This window comes from Nocardioides sp. P86, assembly GCF_023712465.1.
Lineage (GTDB): Bacteria > Actinomycetota > Actinomycetes > Propionibacteriales > Nocardioidaceae > Nocardioides > Nocardioides kribbensis.
The window spans coordinates 10,983-31,845 of the sequence record NZ_JAMAYE010000001.1 but is presented as its reverse complement, the minus strand read 5'-3'; the positions used below and the strand labels follow the sequence as shown (position 1 = coordinate 31,845).

Here is a 20,863-nt window from a genome sequence, read left to right as displayed (position 1 = left end):
ACCCGTCGGCGCACGCGACGCGTGCCGTCGTCGACCACCGCAGTCAGCCCCGGAGTCCGAGCACGGACCAGAGAGGGGCGGCGGTGAGCAGCGAGCACGGCACCGGACACGACGCCGGGCACGGCACCGGTCGGACCGACGGCGCCGGGCACGAGGCGGCGGCCATGCGTCGCGCCCTCGCCCTGGCCGCCACCCCGGGCGTGCCGCTGTCGCCGAACCCGCGGGTCGGCTGCGTCCTGCTCGCCGACGACGGCGCCACCGTGGCCGAGGGCTTCCACCGCGGGGCCGGCACGCCCCACGCCGAGGCCGACGCGCTGGCCCGCGCGGGAGCGGCCGCTCGCGGCACCACCGCCGTGGTCACCCTGGAGCCCTGCAACCACACCGGCCGCACCGGACCGTGCGCGCAGGCGCTGGTGGAGGCCGGCGTACGCCGGGTCGTCTACGCCCAGTCCGACCCCAACCCGGTGGCCCGGGGCGGCGCCGAGACCCTGCGTGCGGCCGGCCTCGTGGTCGAGGCCGGCCTGCTCGAGCACGACGCCCGCGCGCTCAACCGGGTGTGGACCTTCGCGGTCGAGCACGGCCGCCCCTTCGTGACCTGGAAGCTGGCGGCCACCCTCGACGGGCGCAGCGCGGCCGCCGACGGCACCAGCCGCTGGATCTCGGGGCGCGCCAGCCGCCGCGACGTGCACCGGCTGCGCGCCCTCGCCGACACCGTGCTCGTGGGCACCGGCACGGTGGCCGCCGACGACCCCGCGCTCACCGTGCGCGACGAGCAGGACCGCCCGCTGGAGCGCCAGCCGCTGCGCGCCGTCATGGGGGAGAGCGACCTCGAGCCGGGTCGCCGGGTCCTCGACGGCTCCGCCGAGACCGTGCACCTGCGCACCCGCGACCCCCGGGCCGCGCTGGCCCAGCTCGCCGGGCTCGAGCGCCGCCACGTCTTCCTCGAGGGCGGCCCGCGCCTGGCCGCGGCGTTCGTGCGCGCCGGGCTCGTCGACGAGATCGTCGCCTACGTCGCCCCCGTGCTGCTGGGTGCGGGCGCCAGCGCCGTGGGCGACCTCGGAATCAGCACCGTCGCCGCAGCGTTGCGACCGGTGCTCACCGACGTCACCGTCATCGAGGGCGTGGCGGGCGAGCAGCCCGACGTACGCCTCACCCTGGTGCCCGCCCCGCGCGGGTCCGACCACCCCGTCGACCAGCCGGCCGCCCCGCCGGCGCCCATCCCAGGAGGGACCCGCTGATGTTCACCGGAATCGTCGAGGAGCTCGGCACCGTGGCCGCCGTCGAGGAGCAGGGCGACGCGATCCGCCTCACCGTCGAGGCCTCGGTCGTGCTCGAGGACGCCGGTCTCGGCGACTCGATCTCGGTCAACGGCTGCTGCCTGACCGTCGCGGAGCGCACGGCCACGACCTGGACCGCCGACGTCATGCAGGAGACCCTCGACAAGACCGGCCTGCGCGGCGTCGCGCCGGGCGACCGGGTCAACCTCGAGCGTGCGGTCACCGCCGACAAGCGGCTGGGCGGGCACATCGTGCAGGGCCACGTCGACGGCGTCGGCGAGGTGCTGCGTCGCACCCCGAGCGAGCACTGGGAGGTCGTCGAGGTCTCCCTGCCGCAGGGGCCCGGCGGCGACCTGGGCCGCTACCTGGTCGACAAGGGCTCCATCACCGTCGACGGCGTCAGCCTCACCGTGGTCGAGGCCGGCGAGCGCAGCTTCACCGTCAGCCTGATCCCCGAGACCCTGGCGCGCACCACGCTGGGCTCGCGCCGCGTCGGCGACCGGGTCAACCTCGAGGCCGACGTGCTGGCCAAGCACGTCGAGAAGCTGCTCGTGGGCGGTCACCTCGACGCGCTGGTGCGCCGCCTCGGGGAGGGCACCTGATGCTCGACGCCGTGGTGCAGTGGCTGCTGCACGGCTCGATCCCGGTCGGCGGGGGAGCGCTCAGCGTGCGCGAGGTCGTGGGCAACGGCTTCGGCCTGGCCAGCGCCCTCCTGGGCATGCGCCGCCTCACCTGGGCCTGGCCGGTCGGCTTGGTCGGCAACGCGCTGCTCTTCACCGTCTTCGTGAGCGGCGAGATCAGCGGCACCGTCGCCGAGCCGCTGTGGGGCCAGGCCGGGCGTCAGGTGTTCTTCGCCGTGGCCGGCGTCTACGGCTGGTGGCGCTGGAGCCACGCCCGCTCCGGCAGCGACGGCGGGGCGATCGCGCCGCGCTGGGCCACCGGGGCCGAGCGGCTCCAGCTGCTCGCCCTCGCGGCGGTCGGCTACGCCGTGGCCCACGAGGTGCTGGCGCGGATCGGCTCCTACAGCCCCGCCACCGAGGCCTGGATCCTCGCCGGCTCGCTGCTGGCGACCTACGGCATGGCGCGCGGCTGGGTGGAGTTCTGGCTGGTGTGGATCGCCGTCGACGCCGTCGGCGTCACCACCCTCGTCCGGGCCGGCTACTACCCGACCGCCGGCATGTACCTGTTCTACGGCGGCTTCTGCGTCGCCGGGCTCGTCACCTGGTGGCGCGCCACCCGCACGGTCGTCGAGGAGACGACCGCCCTCGAAGGAGCACACGCATGACCCAGACCCCCGCACCCCACGACGAGCCGGTCGAGCAGGCCGAGCCCCTGGTCGACGCCTACACCGCGCAGCACGCCGAGCAGCACGGCGGCGTGCGCCTCGACAGCGTCGAGCGCGCCATCGCCGACATCGCGGCGGGCCGGGCCGTCGTGGTCGTCGACGACGAGGGCCGGGAGAACGAGGGCGACATCATCTTCGCCGCGGCCAAGGCGACCCCCGAGCTGATGGCCTTCACCATCCGCCACTCCAGCGGCGTGATCTGCGTGCCGATGCCCGCCGACATGCTCGACCGGCTCGAGATCCCGCTGATGACGCCGCACAACAAGGACAAGCTGCGCACGGCCTACACGATCTCCGTCGACGCCCGCGACGGCGTGTCCACCGGCATCTCGGCCGCCGACCGGGCCCACACCGCCCGGGTGCTCGCCGACTCCGCCACCGAGCCCTGGGAGCTGACCCGCCCCGGTCACGTCTTCCCCCTGCGCTACCGCGAGGGCGGTGTGCTCGTGCGCCGCGGCCACACCGAGGCGGCGGTCGACCTGGCCCGCCTCGCCGGGCTGACCCCCGCCGGGGTGCTGGTGGAGGTCGTCAACGACGACGGCACCATGAAGCGCGCCCCCGAGCTGCGCGCCTTCGCCGACGAGCACGACCTGGCCATGATCTCCATCGAGGACCTCGTGCGGCACCGCCGCCGGGTGGAGAACCTCGTCGAGCGGGTCACCGAGACCCGCCTGCCCACCCGCGCCGGCGACTTCACCGCCGTGGGCTACCGCATCACCGTCGACGGCTCCGAGCACATCGCCCTCGTGCACGGTGACCTCTCCGGCGAGGAGCCGGTGCTGACCCGGGTCCACTCCGAGTGCCTCACCGGCGACGTCTTCGGCAGCCACCGCTGCGACTGCGGGCCGCAGCTCGACGAGGCCCTCGAGCGCGTCGTCGCCGAGGGGCGCGGCGTGGTGATCTACCTGCGCGGCCACGAGGGTCGCGGCATCGGGCTGCTGGCCAAGCTCCAGGCCTACGCCCTGCAGGACGGCGGGCGCGACACGGTCGACGCCAACCTCGACCTCGGCCTGCCCGCCGACGCCCGCCACTACGGCACCGCGACCCAGGTCCTGCGCGACCTGGGCGTGGCCAGCGTGCGCCTGATGACCAACAACCCCGACAAGGTGAGCAACCTCGAGGACTTCGGCATCACCGTCGCCGAGCGCGTGCCGCTCACCCCGCACCCCAACGACCACAACCTGGCCTACCTGCTCACCAAGCGTGACCGGATGGGCCACGTCCTGCCCGACCTCCACAGCGAGGTCCCGGCCCCCGCAGCAGACCCCGCAGCCGGCACCAGCACGGTGGCCGGCACCGACCTCGAGACGAACGGAGCCACCCGATGAGCGGCCACGGAGCACCCACCCCCGAGGCCGTCGACGCCTCCGACCTGCGCGTCGCCGTCGTCGCGGCCAGCTGGCACACCGAGGTCATGGACGGCCTGCTCGCCGGTGCCCACCGTGCCCTGGAGGAGTACTCCGTGGGCAACCCGCTGGTCGTGCGGGTGCCCGGCACCTTCGAGCTCCCCGTCGTGGCCGCGACCCTGGCCGCCCAGGGCTACGACGCGGTCGTCGCGCTCGGTGTCGTCGTGCGCGGCGGCACGCCCCACTTCGACTACGTGTGCAACGCCGCCACCGACGGCCTGACCCGGGTCGCGCTCGACCACCAGGTCGCGGTCGGCTTCGGCGTGCTCACCTGCGACGACGACCAGCAGGCGCTCGACCGCGCCGGCCTGGAGGGCTCGAAGGAGGACAAGGGCCACGAGGCCACCTCGGCCGCGCTCCAGACCGCGCACGTGCTCAAGCGGCTGCGCCGCGGTCGGCTGGCCTGATCCCTCCCGGGCCGCAGCTGGGCTGCAGTCGGGCCGCAGTCGCCCCGGACGGCGTGGCCCAGGCCACGGCGGGTGCCGTCGCGCGGTCCCGTCGTAGGCCGCCGCGACGGCACCGCCTAGGCTGCTCTGCTGTGAAGACGTTCGACGAGCTGTGGGCCGAGCTGCAGGACAAGGCCCGGACCCGCCCCGCAGGATCCGGCACCGTGGCCCAGCTCGACGCTGGCGTGCACGCCATCGGCAAGAAGCTGGTCGAGGAGGCCGCGGAGTCGTGGATGGCGGCCGAGCACGAGGGCAAGGAGCGCACGGCCGAGGAGATCAGCCAGCTGCTCTACCACGCCCAGTGCCTCATGCTGGCGAGCGGCCTCGAGCTCGACGACGTCTACGCCCACCTGTGACCGCACCCGCGAAGGCCGACCCGATGACCTCTCCCGCCACCCCGCTGCTGCGTGTCGCGGTGCCCAACAAGGGCTCGCTGTCGCAGTCGGCCTCGGAGATCCTGCGCGAAGCGGGCTACCGCCAGCGCGACGACTCCAAGCAGCTCACCCTCATCGACGCCGACAACGGCGTGGAGTTCTTCTACCTCCGCCCGCGCGACATCGCGCTCTACGTCGGCGAGGGCACCCTCGACGTCGGGGTCACGGGGCGCGACCTGCTCCAGGATTCCGGGGCGCAGGCCGACGAGGCCATGCGCCTGGGCTTCGGCCGCAGCCGCTTCCGCTTCGCCGGCCCCCGCGGTGCGTTCACCGACCTGGCGCAGCTCCAGGGCGCCCGCATCGCCACGTCGTACGTCGGGGTCGTGCGGTCCTTCCTGGCCGAGCGCGGCATCGAGGCCACGGTGATCCGCCTCGACGGGGCCGTGGAGACCAGCATCCAGCTCGGTGTGGCCGACGCGATCGCCGACGTCGTCGAGACCGGCAGCACGCTGCGCCAGGCGGGGCTCGAGGTCTTCGGCGAGACGATCCTGGAGTCGGAGGCGGTGGTCATCACCCGCTCCGGCGCGGCCGCTCCCGACGGCTTCGAGGTCTTCCGCCGTCGCGTGGAGGGCGTGCTGGTGGCCCGCTCCTACGTGATGATGGACTACGACATCCCCAGCGAGGCGGTCGCCGCCGCGGTCGCCCTGACCCCCGGCATCGAGAGCCCCACCGTGGCCCCGCTGCACCGCGAGGGCTGGTCGGCCGTGCGGGTGATGGTGCCGCGCAGCGGTGCCCAGCGCCTCATGGACGAGCTCTGGCAGGTCGGCGCCCGCGGCATCCTCACCACCGACATCCATGCCTGCCGCCTCTGAGGGTCCGGCGCGACGCGACCTCGCGCCCACCCTGCCCCACACCTGGCGCCCGCTGGGCCCGCGCATCGTCGGCGCGGTGCTCGGCGTCGGCCTGCTCGCGATGTTCGCCGCCGCGTGGTTCAGCTTCGACGACGAGACCCAGGCCAAGTTCACGGCCTTCCAGATCGGCACGCTCTTCGTGCTGGTGGGGCTGGGCTACGCCTGCATGTTCGCCCTCGTGCGCTCCCGCGTCGTGGCCGAGCGCGACCGGCTGATCGTGGTCAACGGCTACCGCCGCCGCGAGTACAGCTGGCCGCAGATCGTCTCGGTCAACCTCCCGCCGGGTGCCCCGTGGGTCACCCTCGACCTCGCCGACGGCACGACCGCCGCGGTGATGGGCATCCAGGGCTCCGACGGCGCCCGCGCCCAGGCCCACGCCCGCCAGCTCCGCGCCCTGGCCGCCGAGTTGCCCCGCTGAGCTGCGCCCCGACCGGCACGTCCTACTGACCGTTGCGACCACTACCCGACCGTCACGACAGTCGGGTAGTGGTCGCAACGGTCGGTAAGTGGTGCGCGGCGGCTCAGTCCAGCGCCCGGATGCCCCACGTGGCGGAGAAGGAGTCGTCGGGCTCGCCCGCGGCGCCGAGGGTGACGACACCGGTGCCGGAGGAGAAGGCGTCGGCGGGAGCCGTCATCGGCTCCACGGCCAGCGAGCGCCGCGCGGTGGCGGCGACCTCGTCGGCGCTGTAGACCTGCAGCGCGGTGTGGTGGCGGTCGACCCACAGCGCCACGCCCTCGCCGGAGCGCGGGTCGCGCAGCACCGCGGTGGCGGTGCCGTCGTCGTCGCGCACGAGGTCGGTGAAGCCGTCGTCGAGCGGCAGGTCGCGCAGCGGCCGCGCCACCCGGAAGTCGTACGTCGTGCCCTCGACCTCCTCGGTGCCGACCGGCAGCAGCCGCTCGGGGTCGACCAGGATCCGGGTCGCCGCCGGCAGCGTGAGCTCGAGGGGGTCGACGGGGCCGGCGCCGACGCGGAGGTAGGGGTGGGCCCCGCTGGCCCACGGCGCGGGCGTGGTCGAGGTGTTGCTGGCGGTCTGGGTCACGGTGAGCCCGTCGGCGGAGAGGTCGTAGACGACGTGCAGGTCCAGCGTCCAGGGGTAGCCGCTCTGCGCCATGAGGCGGTAGGACAGCGACACCGAGTGGCCGGTGTGCTCCTCGGCGGTCCAGGCCACCCAGCGCACGAGCCCGTGGGAGGCGTTGGCGCGGCCGGGCTCGGTCAGGGCGAGCTGGTGCTCGCGTCCGCCCCAGCGGTAGCGGCCGTCGCGCAGCCGGTTGGGCCAGGGCATGAGCAGCTGGCCGCGCCCGCCGGAGGTCATCTCCTCCTCGGCGAAGCCGTCGACGAGGGGACGCCCGGCGTGCTCGAGCGTGCGGAGCGCGGCCCCGCTCTCGGTGACGACGGCGCGGTAGCCGCCGCCGGCGATCTCGAACTGGTCACCGCTGGGAGCACGCATGGGCCCCACCCTAGGGCGCCTCGCCCGGCGGCCCGGGAGGCGTCCGGCCGGTGCCGTCGACGACGAGGTCGGCCCGCTCCCGGGTGCGGTCGGCGGTGTGGTGGAGGTCCTCGGCCGTGCGCCACGCCCGCCACCGGTCGGCCAGGTCGGCCCCGTCGCGCTCGAGGCCGCGCGCCAGTCGCAGCGCCGACGGGGCCTCGACCCAGACCAGCAGGGTCTGGTGGTGCGACCACGCGGCGAGGCCCGAGCCCACGCCCTCGAGCACCAGCAACGGGGCCGGGGGCACGGTCACGGTCTCGGCGAGGGCCGCCCGGTGCCAGTCGTAGCGGCGGTAGCGGCCGGGGGCCCCGGTGGCGAGGGGGCCCAGCAGCGGTGCGAGCGCCTCGCCGACGCGGGGTAGCCCCTCCCAGCCGTCGTAGAGGTCGTCCATGTGGACGACGTGGGCGTCGAGCCCCGCGGAGGTCGCCAGGTCGGCCAGGGCCACGGCCAGGGTGGTCTTGCCCGACCCGGCCGGCCCGTCCAGGCACACCAGCCGCGAGCCGGCCAGCCGTGGCGCCCGCTCCCGGGCCAGGTCGAGCACCACCCGGGCGCTCCGGGCGGGGGTCAGGAGATGCCGCGCTTGCGCAGCAGGGCCTCGATGTCGGCGAGGTCGTCGTCGATGGCGGGCTCGCCCTTGCCGGCCCCGCTCGCGGTGGCGGCCTTCCGCTCGGCCCGGCTCGTCCGGGTCGCGCGGGTCGGTGCGGCGGAGCCGTCGGCGCCCGCGGGGGCCGCGCCGCGGGCCGGGCCCAGGGCGCCCTCGCGCTGCACGCCGCGCACCCCGATGCCGCGGGCGGTGAGCGACCCGGCGAGCAGCACGAGGCCGACCCCCACGCCGGCCAGCACGATCCCGGTCCACACGACCGGGCTCAGCACGAGGCCTGCCGCCCAGTCGGAGACCGCGGTGCCGATGCGGGTGGCCATCTGCAGGGTGTCGGTGAGGTAGGCCGCCAGGGGCAGCAGGGTCAGCCCGCCGATCCGCAGGGCGGGGGCCGGGCCGCGTCGCCGCCAGACCAGCCAGGTGCCCACCGCGCCCAGCGCGGTGAGGGTGAGGGTCAGTGCGGCCCAGGCGGCGTCGTCCACCCCTCCAGCCTGACACACGCGAGCGACCCCGGGCCTCGTGCGAGGCCCGGGGTCGGGTGGTGCCGCGTGCGTGGTGCGGCGTGCTCGGTGCCTCAGCGCCCCGCGGCGACCGCCTCGCGACCGCGCGTCGTGGTGGCCGCTCCGGTGACGCCCAGGGCGGCCAGTCGAGGCATGACCCCCTCGGCGAACCAGTAGGCCTCCTCCACGTGCGGGTAGCCGGACAGGATGAACTCGTCCACCCCCACCGCGTGGTAGTCGGCGATGCGGGCGGCGACCTCGTCGTGGCTGCCCACCAGCGCGGTGCCGGCCCCGCCACGCACGAGCCCGACGCCGGTCCACAGGTTCGGCGACACCTCCAGCTCACGCGCGGAGTCGAAGCTCGTGCGCCCGTCGCGCAGGGCGAGCATCCGCTGCTGCCCGGTCGACTCGCTGGCCCGCAGGGCCTCCTGGGCCCCGGCGACGGTGGCGGGGTCGAGGCCGTCGAGCAGCGTCTGGGCGTGGGCCCAGGCGGCCTCGCTCGTGTCACGCGACAGGGTGTGCACGCGCAGCCCGAAGCGCAGCGTGCGTCCCTCGGCCCGGGCGAGCTCACGCATCCAGGCGATCTTCTCCGCCACCAGCTCCGGCGGCTCGCCCCAGGTCAGGTAGACGTCGGCGTGCTTGGCCGCGACCGGGCCGGCCGGCCCGGAGGAGCCGCCGAAGTAGACGTCGGGCACCGGGTCGATGCCACCGCTGACCATCGCCCCCTCCACGCGGAAGTGGTCCCCGTCGAAGTCGAAGGGCGCCTGCGACCAGGTGCCGCGCACCACGGCGAGGAACTCCTCGGTGCGGGCGTAGCGCACCTCCTTGGCCGCGGTGTCGCCGAAGCGCGCCTGCTCGCGCGGCTCACCGCCGGTCACGACGTTGAGCATCAGCCGGCCCCCGGAGATGCGCTGGTAGGTCGCGGCCATCTGGGCGGCCAGCACCGGGTTGACCACGCCGGGTCGGAAGGCGACGAGGAACTTCAGCCGCGTGGTCTCGCGGATGAGCGCCGCCGTGGTCAGCCACGCGTCCTCGCAGAACGTGCCGGTCGGGGTCAGCACCCCCTCGAAGCCGAGCTGCTCCGCCGTACGCGCGACCTGGGCGAGGTAGTCGATGCTCGGGGCGCGGAAGCCGTGGGTGACGGTCTCGTCGAGACCCGCACGCACGGAGGCCGGCACACCCTGCCCGGCCCCGACCAGGCCCCGGTTGTCGCCGGAGGTCGGCAGGAACCAGTGGAGCCTCGCGCCCGGCATCAGCGGGCCGCTCCGGCGGTCGGGCTCTGCTGGGTGGCGGTGACGTCGTTGAAGGCGTCGGAGAAGTAGTCGGCCACGTCCACCGACTCCGGCAGCAGCCCGTTCTCGGTGAAGGCGTCGGCCATCTCCTGCTCCGAGGCGACGACCTCCTCGTCGATCGGCACGATGGTGACCGGGCGCTGCTTGGCCGCGGCCAGCGTGACCTCGGGGGTCAGGCCGGTCTGCTCGGCCCACACGTCGGCCCACTCCTGCTGGTGCTCGCCCGACCACAGCTGCGCCTCGGTGACCCGGGCGAGGTAGTCCTCGAGGGCCGCCGCGGTCGCGGTGTCGTCGATGGCCTCGTCGGAAGCGACCTGGAAGTTGTAGCCGTTGACCAGCCCCTCGCCGTCGACGAGCACCCGGGCGCCCTCGTCGATGACGGCCTGGGAGGTGAAGGGGTCCCACACCGCCCAGGCGTCGAGGCTGCCGGAGGTGAAGGCGGCGAGTGCGTCGGCGGGCTGGAGGTTCTTGACCTCGATCTCGTCGTAGCCCACGCCGGCCTCGCCGAGCTGGGCCAGCAGGTTGTAGTTGGCCGAGCTGCCGACGGCCACGCCGACGTCCTTGCCGGCCAGGTCGGCCACCGACTCGATGGGGGAGTCCTTCGGCACGAGGATCGCGTCGCCCTTGCCGGAGAACGTGACGGCCTGGACCATCTTGAACTGCCCCTGGGCCGCGGCCGCGAAGAGCGGCGGGGTGTTGCCGACGAGCCCGACGTGCACGGCCCCGGCGTTGATCGACTCGAGCATCGGCGGGCCGGAGGTGAACTCCTTCCACTCGATGTCGTACGGCGTGTCGGCCAGGTCGGCCGCCTCGAGGAGCGCGCGCACGCTGCTGGAGCGCTGGTCGCCGACGATGAGGGTCACCTTGCTGAGGTCGACCGAGCCGTCGTCGGCGACGGCGTCCTCGTTGCCCGTGCCGCCACCGCAGCCGGTGAGCAGCAGCCCGGCGGCGACGGCGCCGGCGAGCAGGCCTCGACGGCGGACGCGGCGGAGGGAGGTGGGGGAGACGTGGTTCATGCGGCACCTTGCTTCTGGGTCTGACGGTTCGGGTTGGGGGGAGTGGGCCTGACGCCGAGGGCCTGCAGCACCGCGGAGCGGGTGCGGGCGATCTCGGGCTGGGAGTGGTCGCGGTCGGAGCGCGGCAGGGTGATCTGCCAGGAGTCGGCGACCTTGCCCTCGTCGAGCACGATGAGGCGGTCGGCCAGGGCGAGCGCCTCGTCGACGTCGTGGGTGACGATGAGGATGGCCATGGAGTGGCGTCGCCACAGGTCGATGACGAGCTGGTGCATCTCGATGCGGGTCAGGGCGTCGAGGGCGCTGAAGGGCTCGTCGAGCAGCAGCAGCGAGGGGTTGCTGACCAGCGCGCGGGCCAGGGAGACCCGTTGGGCCTGCCCGCCGGAGAGCTGCAGCGGCCAGGCGTCGCTCTTGCCGCTGAGGCCGACCTCGGTGATCCGCTCGTCGGCCAGGCGGTGCCGCTCGGCGCGCTCGGGGGCGTTGAGCAGCGCGAGGGCGACGTTCTCGCGCACGTCGCGCCACGGCAGCAGTCGCGGCTCCTGGAAGGCCACCGAGGTGCGTCCGCTGACCTGCACCTCGTCGACGGGGGCGGGGTCGAGCCCGGCGAGGCTGCGCAGCAGCGTCGACTTGCCGCAGCCGCTGCGACCCAGGAGGGCCACGAACTCGCCGGGGGCGATGTCGAGGTCGACGTCCTTGAGCACGTGGGTCTGGCCGAAGGAGCGGTGGTGGGAGCGGACCCGGGCGACCAGCGACGGGTCGAGGGCCGGGGCCCCCCGTCGGGCCGAGCGGCTCTCGCCCTGGGCGGAGCGGGACTTCAGGAACGCCATGACAGGGCCCTTCTCTCGAGGTGGCGGACGACGACGTCGGTGAGCAGGCCGAGCAGGCTGTAGACCACGAGGCCCACGACGATGACGTCGATGCGGAGGAACTCCCGGGCGTTGTTGATCATGAACCCGAGCCCGGAGGTGGCGCTGAGGGTCTCCGCGACGATGAGGGTGAGCCACGCGATGCCCAGGCTCTGGCGCAGGCCGACGAGGGTCTGCGGCATGGCGCCCGGCACGACGACGTGACGGATCCGCTGGGCCCGCGTGAGGTGCAGCGCCTTGGCCACCTCCATCGTCTTGCGGTCGATGCTGCGGATGCCGCCGAGGGTGTTGAGGTAGAGCGGGAACATCACCCCCATCGCGATCAGGGCGATCTTCGGGGTCTCCCCGAGCCCCATCCAGATGATGAACAGCGGCACGAGCCCGAGGTGGGGAAGCGTGCGCAGCATCTGCATCGGCGGGTCGACCGCGTCGTCGCCGACGCGGCTCAGACCGGCCAGCACGGCGAGGACCACGCCGATGACGGCGCCGATGAGGAAGCCCAGGACGACGCGCTGCACCGAGGTCAGCACGGCTGGGCCCAGTGTCCCGTCGCGCACCAGCTCGACCGCCTGCACGGCGATCTGCGCGGGCGAGGCCATGGTGCGGGGGTCGAGGAGCCCCGTGCTGCTGGCGAGCTGCCACAGCGTGAGGATGACGAGGGGGGAGACCCACCGGCGGAAGTGCCGCAGGCGGGGACGTCGCAGGGGTCGTGGGGGTGGGGTCGTGGGGGTGGGCGCGGCCGGGCCGGCGAGCACGGGGGTCACGGTCATGGCTCCACCCTCTGCAAAGCAATACCTGTAAGTCAACTCAGACACTCGACTTACGTTGTGGATCACATGTCGAGCCGCGCGGCCGCCCCACCCGGTCTCGCCCCGGTTCGCCGCGCGCCGCGGTGTCGGGGAGGATGGGCCGGTGAGCGACCAGCCGCCCGGCCTGCCCCGCCAGCTGCAGGGACCGGCCTTCCCCGACGACGACGGGCGTGCCGCCCCCGACGTGGTGGCGGCCCTGGCGGCGTACTCCTCCGACCGCGGTGCCTACGTCGACGCCCTCGCGGCCCTGTCGACCTCGCGCCTGCTGGTGCCGGTGGTGGCCGTGCTCGGCGAGGTCGAGGTCGACGACGCCGGCCTGGCCCACGACAAGACCAGCGACATGGCAGCGGTGCTGATGACCGGCCGCGACGGGCGGCGCGCCCTGCTGGCCTTCACCTCGCTGGAGACCATGGCGGCCTGGGACCCGCAGGCCCGGCCGGTGCCGGTGTCGGCGTCGGGTGCGGCGCGGTCGGCGGTGCAGGAGGAGGCCGCCGCCCTCGTGGTCGACCTGGCCGGCCCGGTGGTGGTGGCGATCGAGGGTCAGGACCTCGAGGCGCTGGCGGCCGGGTGGACGCTGGCGCGCGTCGGCGAGCGCTCGGGATGGGTGCGGCCCGACGCCGACCCTCCGGCCGACTGACCCGGCCGGCTGACCCGGCCGGCTGGCCCGGCCCGGCCGACGGCTCCGCTGATTGGCGCGGCGTCGGAATGCTCGGCTAGGGTTCGGTGTTGACCGATCAGTTCCGCCGTGCACGTTGCGACGGGGCGATCTCCAAGCGGGGACCAGCAGCACACGTCTCCCACCCGCACCGACCGCCGCCACGGAGCAGTCCGAGGCACAGGTCGTCGGGTCACCGGTCTACCGAGGATCCACCACGCGTCGTGCCAGCACGGTGCAGGACCTCGGCAGAGGATGCGTCACCCGGCAGGGGAGGCGTGTCGCGACTGGCTTCCGCTTGGGTCACCAGCGGGAGCCTTTGTTCATTTCCACGCCGAGCGTGGACGGCGCGAGGCCTCCGGACAGATCCCAACCAGGAGGACACATCAGCACCGAGCTTCGAATCAACGACCGGATCCGGGTTTCCGAGGTCCGCCTCGTTGGCCCCAGTGGCGAGACCGTCGGCATCGTTCCCACCGCCGACGCGCTGCGCCTTGCCCAGGAAGCCGACCTCGACCTCGTCGAGATCGCCCCGATGGCCCGCCCGCCGGTCTGCAAGCTCATGGACTACGGCAAGTTCAAGTACGAGAACGCCCAGAAGGCGCGCGAGGCCCGTCGCAACCAGACGAACGTGATCATCAAGGAGATGAAGCTTCGTCCGAAGATCGACGCCCACGACTACGAGACCAAGAAGGGTCACGTCGTGCGGTTCCTCCGCGCCGGGGACAAGGTCAAGATCACGATCATGTTCCGCGGTCGTGAGCAGCACCGTCCCGAGCTGGGCTTCCGTCTGCTGCAGCGTCTGGCCGAGGACGTCACCGAGCTCGGCTTCGTGGAGTCCTCGCCCAAGCAGGACGGCCGCAACATGATCATGGTCCTGGGCCCGCACAAGAAGAAGGCCGAGGCCAAGGTCGACATGCAGGCCCAGAAGGACAACAAGGCCGCCGAGCGTGCCGCGCTCGAGGCCGGTGAGCGCGCGGAGCGCGACGCCGCCCACGCCGCCGGGCCCGTGGCCAAGAAGAAGGAGCGTGGACGCTCCGAGAACCTCGATCCCGAGATCGAGGCCTGAGACTCCCGCCGGGGCACCACCGTGCCCGTGGCTGACGACGAGAGAGAGATACAGATGCCGAAGAACAAGAGCCACTCCGGTGCCGGCAAGCGCTTCCGCGTGACCGGCTCGGGCAAGATCCTCCGCGAGAAGGCCGGCAAGCGCCACAACCTGGAGAAGAAGGCCTCCAAGGTCACGCGTCGCCTCACCGGCACCGTGGAGGTCGCCAAGGCCGACGTCCCGCGCGCCAAGAAGATGCTGGGTCTCTGACCCTCGTCCGCCCCTGGCGGCCGCGCCCGTCGCGACCGCCCACGCCGACCCGGTCGGCACCACCTCAGATCTTCCACCGCAACAAGGAGTAACAACGTGGCACGCGTCAAGCGGGCAGTGAACGCCCAGAAGAAGCGCCGGACGACCCTCGAGCGCGCCAGCGGCTACCGCGGCCAGCGCTCGCGCCTGTACCGCAAGGCCAAGGAGCAGGTCACCCACTCCCTGGTCTACAGCTACAACGACCGCCGCAAGAACAAGGGCAACTTCCGCAAGCTGTGGATCCAGCGCATCAACGCCGCCGCGCGTGCGCAGGGCATGACCTACAACCGCTTCATCCAGGGCCTCAACCTGGCCGGCGTCGAGGTCGACCGCAAGATCCTCGCCGAGCTGGCCGTCAACGACGTCGCCGCGTTCAACGCGCTGGTGGAGACGGCCAAGGCCGCCCTGCCCGCCGACGTCAACGCGCCCAAGGCGGAGGCCTCGGCCTGACCACCGTCCCCCTGACGACCGGCAACGGTCGTGTCAAGGAAGCGCGCAAGCTCAGCCGCCGCTCGGCCCGATCCGAGCGGCGGCTGTTCCTTGCCGACGGTCCGAAGGCCGTCGAGTCGGCGATCGTGGTGCCCGGATGCGTGGTGGAGGTCTTCGCCACTCCCGCCGCCACCGAGCGCCACGCCGCGCTGTCCGCCGCGGCCACAGCGGCCGAGGCGGCCTGGACCCTCGTCGACGAGCGCGCCCTGGCCTCGCTGAGCGACGCCGTCAACCCGGCGGGGGTCGTGGCGGTGTGCCGGTTCCTCGACCGGCCGCTGGAGCACCTGCTCGACCCGGCGCCCCGCCTAGTCGCCCTCTGCGCCGACGTGCGCGACCCCGGCAACGCCGGCACGGTCGTCCGCACGGCCGACGCCGCCGGAGCCGGAGCCGTGGTGCTGGCCGGCAGCTCGGTCGACGCCTACAACCCCAAGACGGTGCGCGCCAGCGTCGGCAGCCTGTTCCAGGTGCCGGTCGCCGTGGCGGCCGACCCGGCCGACGCCGTACGCCGCGCGCAGTCCGCGGGGCTGCAGGTCCTCGCCGCCGACGGCGCCGGCGAGGTCGACCTCTTCGAGGCCGACGACCTGCTGGCGGCCCCCACCGCGTGGCTTTTCGGCAACGAGGCGTGGGGACTGCCCGAGGAGCTGGCGGCACTGGCCGACCACCGGGTCCGCATCCCGATCCTCGGGCGGGCCGAGAGCCTCAACCTCTCCACCGCCGCGGCGCTCTGCCTCTACGCCTCCGCCCGCGCGCACCGCGTCTGACCCGTCCCTCGGGCAGCCGGTGGGGTGCCTCGCCGGGGCCTAGGGTGGGCGGCGTGGACGCCCAGCAGCTCGCCGACTCCCTGCCCGACGGTGTCGTCGTCGCCGATGCCGAGGGCCGCGTCACACTCGTCTCCCGCGTGGCGGTGCAGATGCTCGGCCGCAGCGCCCTCGACGCGGTGGGCCGCGGCCTGGCCGAGGTGCTGGCCCTCCAGGACCAGGACGGCGCGGCGTGGTTCGACCACAACTGCCCCTACCGGGGGCTGGCGACGCGCACGGCCGTGCCGGAGCAGTCGTGGCTGCTGCCCGACGGCACCGAGGTGCTCGTGGCCGCGCGCATCCACCGTCCGGCGCTCGACCGCCCCGTGAGCAGCGTGGTGGTCACCCTCCGCTCCGGTCGCGGCCGGGCCCGGCTCGACCGGGAGCGCTCCGACCTGGTGGCCACGGTGGCCCACGAGCTGCGCTCCCCGCTCACCGGGGTCAAGGGCTTCGTCCAGGCCATGCTCAACCGCTGGGACAAGCTGAGCGACGACCAGAAGAAGCTGATGCTCACCACCGTCAGCGCCGACTCCGACCGGCTGAGCCGTCTCATCGCCGAGCTGCTCGACGTCGCCCGCATCGACACCGGGCGACTCCAGCTCTACCCCCGCCCCAGCGACGCCGCCGTGCTGACCGGGCGCATCGTGGAGTCGGTGCAGGCCGGCACCTCGCGCCCGGTGGTGCTGCACGTCGCTGCCGACTTGCCGGAGATCTCCGCCGACCCCGACAAGTTCACCCAGGTCGTCACCAACCTGGTCGAGAACGGCGTGCGTCACGGCGAGGGGACGGTGTCGGTGACCCTGGACCCGCTCGGCCCCGACCACGACCACGCCGGGGTCCGGGTCGTCGTGCAGGACGAGGGCGAGGGCATCCCGCTCGACCTGCGGCGCCGCGTCTTCACGAAGTTCTGGAAGGGCGGGGCGCGTGGCGGCACCGGCCTGGGCATGTACATCGTCGGGGGCCTGACCCGTGCCCACGGCGGCACGGTCAGCATCGGCGACGCCCCCGGCGGCGGCGCCAGCATCGTGCTCACCTGGCCCAGCCAGGACCGCCGACCGGAGTGACCCCGGTCGGGGCTGCCCCGGCGCGGCGGTCGTCCACGGGCCGGGCGCGGGGGCACGGCGTCGTCCAGGGCCGGCAACCGGTTCGCGGGCGGGGGCCGCGGCTTCCTAGACTGACCACGTCGCGCGCCGGAGTGCGCGGCCACCCGCTGGAAAGGCAGTCATGTCCGGTCCCAACACCGACTTCGACCCCGTGGAGGTCACCCCCTTGAAGTCCGAGGAGGTCGAGGCGGCGCGCGACGCCGCCGTTGCGGCCATCGAGGCCGCGACCGACCTGGAGCAGCTCAAGGCGGCCCGGCTCGAGCACGCGGGCGACCGCTCGGCGCTCGCCCTGGCCAACCGCGAGATCGGCGCGCTGCCCCCGCAGGCCCGCAAGGAGGCCGGCAAGCGCATCGGCCAGGCGCGCGGTGCCGTCAACCAGGCGCTCGCACGCCGCCAGCAGGTGCTCGAGGTCGAGCACGAGGAGCGGATGCTCGTCGAGGAGACCGTCGACGTCACCCTGCCCACCGACCGGCTCCCGGTCGGCGCCCGCCACCCCGTGACCACCGGCTCGGAGCTGATCGCCGACATCTTCGTCGCGATGGGCTGGGAGATCGCGGAGGGGCCGGTGCTCGAGGCCGAGTGGCTGAACTTCGACGCCCTCAACCTCGGCCCCGACCACCCGGCGCGCACGATGCAGGACACCTTCTGGGCCGACCCGGCCGACCACGGCGTCGTCCTGCGCACGCACACCTCGCCGGTGCAGGCGCGCTCGATGCTGACCCGCACCCCGCCGATCTACATCGCCTGCCCCGGTCGCGTCTTCCGCACCGACGAGTACGACGCGACCCACAGCCCGGTCTTCCACCAGGTCGAGGGCCTGGCCATCGACGAGGGCATCACCATGGCCCACCTCAAGGGCACCCTCGACCACCTGGTCTCCTCGCTGTTCGGCGCCGGGATCTCCACGCGCTTCCGCCCGTCGTACTTCCCCTTCACCGAGCCGTCGGCGGAGATGGACATGGTCTGCTTCGTGTGCCGCGGCACGGGGCTCGCCACGGGCGACGACGGCGCTGCCGACGCCGCGTCCTGCCGCACGTGCCGCGGCGAGGGCTGGATCGAGCTCGGCGGCTGCGGGGTGGTCAACCCCCGGGTGCTCACCGCCTGCGGCATCGACGCGGAGCGCTACACCGGCTTCGCGTTCGGCTTCGGCATCGACCGGATGCTGATGTTCCGCCACGGCATCGAGGACCTGCGCGCGCTCTTCGAGGCCGACGTCCGCTTCACCACCGCGTTCGGGAGTGAGATCTGATGAAGGCCCCTGTCTCGTGGATCCGCGAGCTCGTCGACCTGCCCGCCGACGTCACCACCGACGACCTCACCGCACGCCTGACCGCCCTGGGCCTCAAGCTCGAGGCCGTGGAGCGCGCCGGTGCCGGCATCACCGGCCCGCTCGTCGTGGGCCGCGTGCTCACCATGGAGCCGGAGCCGCAGAAGAACGGCAAGACCATCAACTGGTGCACCGTCGACGTCGGTGACGCCAACGGCACCGGCGAGCCGCAGGGCATCGTCTGCGGAGCCCACAACTTCGCCCCCGGCGACCTCGTCGTCACCGTCCTGCCCGGCGGCGTGCTGCCCGGTGACTTCCGGATCTCGGCGCGCAAGACCTACGGCCACGTCTCGGCCGGCATGATCTGCTCCTCCTCCGAGCTCGGGCTGGGCGAGGAGCACGACGGCATCATCGTGCTGCCCGCCGACGCCGGCGAGCCGGGCGACGACGTCTTCGACCTGCTCGGCCTGCGGGAGGAGGTCATCGAGTTCGAGATCAACCCCGACCGTGCCTACGCCCTGTCGCTGCGCGGCATCGCCCGTGAGGCGGCCCTGGCCTACGACCTGCCCTACGTCGACCCCGCCGAGCGCGACGTGCCGCCCGCCGACGACCACGGCCACCCGGTGGTGGTCGACGACGCCGCGGGCTGCCCGCTCTTCGTGGCGCGCACGGTCACCGGCTTCGACGCCACGGCCCCCACGCCGGACTGGATGGTCCGCCGCCTCCAGCAGGCCGGCATGCGCTCGATCTCCCTCGGCGTCGACGTGACCAACTACGTCATGCTCGAGCTGGGCCAGCCCCTGCACGCCTACGACGGCGACACCCTCGACGGGGCGATCCGCGTGCGTCGCGCCGAGCCGGGGGAGCGCATCACCACCCTCGACGACACCGACCGCGAGCTCTCGCCCGAGGACCTGCTCATCGCCGACGCGACCGGCCCGATCGGCATCGCCGGCGTCATGGGCGGCGCCCGCACCGAGATGTCGGCCTCGACGACCCACGTGGTGGTGGAGTCGGCCCACTTCGACGCCACCTCGGTCTTCCGCTCCGGCAAGCGCCACCGCATCAGCTCCGAGGCCGGCAAGCGCAACGAGCGCGGCGTCGACCCGCGGCTGCCCGAGGTGGCCGCCGACCGCGCCGTCGAGCTGCTCACCGCCCTGGGCGGGGGCCGGGCCGACACGGGGGTGACCGTGGTCGGCCAGGCGCCCGCTCCGGCCGTGGTCCACGCCCGTGCCGACCTCCCCGCGCGGGTGACCGGCATGTCGATCAGCGCCGAGACGACGGTCGCGCACCTGCGCGCGGTCGGCTGCACGGTCGAGGTCGACGGCGAGGCCCTCACGGTCACGGCGCCGACCTGGCGCCCCGACGTCACCGACCCCTTCGACCTGGTCGAGGAGGTCGCCCGCATCGTCGGCTACGACGAGGTGCCCTCGGTGCTGCCCACCGAGGCCGCGGGGCGCGGTCTGACCCGCGAGCAGCGACTGCGCCGTCGGGTGGGCCGGGTGCTCGCGGGCGCCGGGTGCGTGGAGGCGATCAGCTTCCCGTTCGTCGGCGAGGCGACGTTCGACGCGCTCGGGCTGCCGGCCGAGGACCCGCTGCGCCGCACGGTGCGCCTGGCCAACCCGATCAGCTCCGAGGAGCCGGCGTACACCACGACGCTGCTGCCGGGCCTGCTGCGCGCCGCGGCCCGCAACCTGGGGCGCGGGGCCGCCGGCGTCGCCCTCTTCGAGACCGGCACGGTGGCCTTCCCGGTCGACGGCGGCCCCGCCCCGATCTACGGCGTCGAGCAGCGCCCCTCCGACGCCGAGCTGCAGGCCCTGCTCGACGCCATCCCGCGCCAGCCGCAGCACCTGTCGGTGGTGCTGGCCGGTGAGCGCGAGCGCGCCGGCTGGTGGGGCGAGGGCCGCGACGCCGGCTGGGCCGATGCTCTCGCCGTGCTGCGCCGCGTCGCGACCGAGCTCGGCATCGGGCTGGAGGTCGCCGCGGCCACCCGGATGCCCTGGCACCCGGGCCGCTGCGCCGAGGTCGCCGTCGGCGACGGTGACGACCGGGTCGTGGTCGGCCACGCCGGCGAGCTGCACCCGCGGGTCTGCAAGGCCTTCGACCTCCCGGCACGCTCCGCCGCGGTCGAGGTCGACCTCGACGCCCTCCTGCGCCACGCGGTCGACGTCGTGCCGGGCCCGGTGGTCTCCGGCTTCCCGCTCGCCAAGGAGGACGTCGCCCTCGTGGTGGCGGAGTCGGTGACGGCCGCCGACGTCGAGGCCGCCCTGGTGGCGGGCGCCGGCGAGCTGCTGGAGTCGATCCGGCTCTTCGACGTCTACCGCTCCGAGCAGCTCGGCGAGGGACGCAAGTCGCTGGCCTTCGCCCTGCGCCTGCGTGCCCCCGACCGCACGCTGACCGACGACGAGATCGTCGCGGCCCGACAGTCCGCCGTCGACGCGGCCGTCGAGCGCACCGGCGCCGTCCAGCGCGTCTGAGGTCCCCGCGGCTCCGCACCCTGCGTGCGGAGCCGCGGTCGCCCGCCCCGGGCCCCCACCGCAACACCCCACCCGTGCGCAACCGGCGCAATTGCGTGGGGTCGCTGGCGTGGTCGCGTGTGTTTGCGCGGCTGGTGCTGGTGGGGTGCTGGGTGGTGTGCGCAAGTGGCGCAAGTGCGTGGGGTCGCTGGCGTGGTCGCGTGGGTTTGCGTGGCTGGTGCCGATGCGGGGCTGAGTCGGGTGCGCAACCGGCGCAATTGCGCGCCGCCGCGTGCCGCCTCTCGCGCGGCTGCTGCGGACGCCCGGCCCGCTCGCCCGTCAGCGGCTTCGCCCGCCCCCCCCGCACCGCGTGCGACCCGCACCGCGTGCGACCGGGCCCGCGGCGGGCGCGGCG

Annotated in this window: 23 protein-coding genes; 16 read left to right on the top strand and 7 right to left on the bottom strand. The window is 74.1% G+C overall.

Annotated elements, in window-relative coordinates:
- Positions 1–164: 164 nt before the first annotated feature.
- The 8 genes from ribD (at position 165) to M3673_RS00135 (ending at position 6,177) form a co-directional block, all read left to right on the top strand.
- Positions 165–1,238 (top strand): bifunctional diaminohydroxyphosphoribosylaminopyrimidine deaminase/5-amino-6-(5-phosphoribosylamino)uracil reductase RibD, encoded by a 1,074-nt coding sequence (gene ribD, locus M3673_RS00170; RefSeq protein WP_251532748.1) that lies wholly within the window; start codon positions 165–167, stop codon positions 1,236–1,238.
- Entirely contained in the window at positions 1,238–1,879 is a 642-nt protein-coding gene (locus M3673_RS00165) for a riboflavin synthase (protein ID WP_193666498.1), read from the top strand. Before ribD ends, M3673_RS00165 begins: the two co-directional genes overlap by 1 nt.
- A complete protein-coding gene (locus M3673_RS00160) occupies positions 1,879–2,562 on the top strand; it encodes a nicotinamide mononucleotide transporter family protein (protein ID WP_251530699.1) in 684 nt (227 codons plus the stop codon). The genes M3673_RS00165 and M3673_RS00160 overlap by 1 nt, the downstream gene beginning before the upstream one ends.
- Positions 2,559–3,950, top strand: coding sequence for a bifunctional 3,4-dihydroxy-2-butanone-4-phosphate synthase/GTP cyclohydrolase II (locus M3673_RS00155; RefSeq protein ID WP_251530697.1), 1,392 nt, complete (start codon positions 2,559–2,561; stop codon positions 3,948–3,950). Before M3673_RS00160 ends, M3673_RS00155 begins: the two co-directional genes overlap by 4 nt.
- Positions 3,947–4,435, top strand: coding sequence for a 6,7-dimethyl-8-ribityllumazine synthase (gene ribH, locus M3673_RS00150; protein ID WP_056904338.1), 489 nt, complete (start codon positions 3,947–3,949; stop codon positions 4,433–4,435). The genes M3673_RS00155 and ribH overlap by 4 nt, the downstream gene beginning before the upstream one ends.
- A 131-nt stretch (positions 4,436–4,566) precedes the next feature.
- Complete coding sequence (locus tag M3673_RS00145) at positions 4,567–4,830, top strand: phosphoribosyl-ATP diphosphatase (RefSeq protein ID WP_056862810.1); 264 nt, start codon at positions 4,567–4,569, stop codon at positions 4,828–4,830.
- A gap of 23 nt (positions 4,831–4,853) precedes the next feature.
- A complete protein-coding gene (hisG, locus tag M3673_RS00140; RefSeq protein ID WP_193666496.1) occupies positions 4,854–5,720 on the top strand; it encodes an ATP phosphoribosyltransferase in 867 nt (288 codons plus the stop codon).
- A complete protein-coding gene (locus M3673_RS00135; protein WP_056862811.1) occupies positions 5,704–6,177 on the top strand; it encodes a PH domain-containing protein in 474 nt (157 codons plus the stop codon). The genes hisG and M3673_RS00135 overlap by 17 nt, the downstream gene beginning before the upstream one ends.
- A 103-nt stretch (positions 6,178–6,280) precedes the next feature.
- Here the strand turns inward: M3673_RS00135 and M3673_RS00130 are convergent, their stop codons facing one another.
- The 7 genes from M3673_RS00130 to M3673_RS00100 form a co-directional block, all read right to left on the bottom strand.
- Positions 6,281–7,207: an aldose 1-epimerase family protein gene (locus M3673_RS00130; RefSeq protein ID WP_251530695.1), complete on the bottom strand. Its 927-nt coding sequence runs from the start codon at positions 7,205–7,207 to the stop codon at positions 6,281–6,283.
- A 10-nt stretch (positions 7,208–7,217) separates the two neighbouring features.
- Entirely contained in the window at positions 7,218–7,790 is a 573-nt protein-coding gene (locus M3673_RS00125; RefSeq protein ID WP_251530694.1) for a 4-amino-4-deoxy-L-arabinose transferase, read from the bottom strand.
- Between the two features lie 20 nt (positions 7,791–7,810).
- Entirely contained in the window at positions 7,811–8,326 is a 516-nt protein-coding gene (locus M3673_RS00120; protein WP_251530692.1) for a hypothetical protein, read from the bottom strand.
- A 92-nt stretch (positions 8,327–8,418) separates the two neighbouring features.
- Entirely contained in the window at positions 8,419–9,597 is a 1,179-nt protein-coding gene (locus M3673_RS00115; RefSeq protein ID WP_251530690.1) for an LLM class flavin-dependent oxidoreductase, read from the bottom strand.
- The gene (locus M3673_RS00110) at positions 9,597–10,652 is read right to left on the bottom strand and encodes an ABC transporter substrate-binding protein (RefSeq protein WP_251530688.1); all 1,056 of its coding nucleotides are present in this window, start codon (positions 10,650–10,652) and stop codon (positions 9,597–9,599) included. Before M3673_RS00110 ends, M3673_RS00115 begins: the two co-directional genes overlap by 1 nt.
- Positions 10,649–11,476 (bottom strand): ABC transporter ATP-binding protein, encoded by an 828-nt coding sequence (locus M3673_RS00105; protein WP_251530686.1) that lies wholly within the window; start codon positions 11,474–11,476, stop codon positions 10,649–10,651. The genes M3673_RS00110 and M3673_RS00105 overlap by 4 nt, the downstream gene beginning before the upstream one ends.
- A complete protein-coding gene (locus tag M3673_RS00100) occupies positions 11,464–12,285 on the bottom strand; it encodes an ABC transporter permease (RefSeq protein ID WP_056862814.1) in 822 nt (273 codons plus the stop codon). Before M3673_RS00100 ends, M3673_RS00105 begins: the two co-directional genes overlap by 13 nt.
- A 142-nt stretch (positions 12,286–12,427) precedes the next feature.
- Between M3673_RS00100 and M3673_RS00095 the strand changes: the two genes are divergently transcribed.
- From M3673_RS00095 to pheT, 8 genes are all read left to right on the top strand, one after another.
- Positions 12,428–12,961: an SseB family protein gene (locus M3673_RS00095; protein WP_251530685.1), complete on the top strand. Its 534-nt coding sequence runs from the start codon at positions 12,428–12,430 to the stop codon at positions 12,959–12,961.
- A gap of 253 nt (positions 12,962–13,214) precedes the next feature.
- Positions 13,215–14,048, top strand: coding sequence for a translation initiation factor IF-3 (gene infC, locus M3673_RS00090; protein ID WP_308196063.1), 834 nt, complete (start codon positions 13,215–13,217; stop codon positions 14,046–14,048).
- A 54-nt stretch (positions 14,049–14,102) separates the two neighbouring features.
- A complete protein-coding gene (gene rpmI, locus M3673_RS00085) occupies positions 14,103–14,297 on the top strand; it encodes a 50S ribosomal protein L35 (RefSeq protein ID WP_056862815.1) in 195 nt (64 codons plus the stop codon).
- A 96-nt stretch (positions 14,298–14,393) separates the two neighbouring features.
- A complete protein-coding gene (gene rplT, locus M3673_RS00080) occupies positions 14,394–14,786 on the top strand; it encodes a 50S ribosomal protein L20 (RefSeq protein WP_056862816.1) in 393 nt (130 codons plus the stop codon).
- Positions 14,783–15,586, top strand: a complete 804-nt coding sequence (locus M3673_RS00075) for an RNA methyltransferase (RefSeq protein ID WP_251532747.1) — start codon at positions 14,783–14,785, stop codon at positions 15,584–15,586. Before rplT ends, M3673_RS00075 begins: the two co-directional genes overlap by 4 nt.
- A 53-nt stretch (positions 15,587–15,639) precedes the next feature.
- Entirely contained in the window at positions 15,640–16,686 is a 1,047-nt protein-coding gene (locus M3673_RS00070; protein WP_251530683.1) for an ATP-binding protein, read from the top strand.
- A gap of 160 nt (positions 16,687–16,846) precedes the next feature.
- Positions 16,847–17,974: a phenylalanine--tRNA ligase subunit alpha gene (gene pheS, locus M3673_RS00065; protein WP_251530681.1), complete on the top strand. Its 1,128-nt coding sequence runs from the start codon at positions 16,847–16,849 to the stop codon at positions 17,972–17,974.
- Positions 17,974–20,469 carry a phenylalanine--tRNA ligase subunit beta gene (gene pheT / locus M3673_RS00060; RefSeq protein WP_251530679.1) on the top strand — a complete coding sequence of 832 codons (2,496 nt, stop codon included), beginning with the start codon at positions 17,974–17,976 and terminating at the stop codon, positions 20,467–20,469. Before pheS ends, pheT begins: the two co-directional genes overlap by 1 nt.
- Positions 20,470–20,863: the final 394 nt, after the last annotated feature.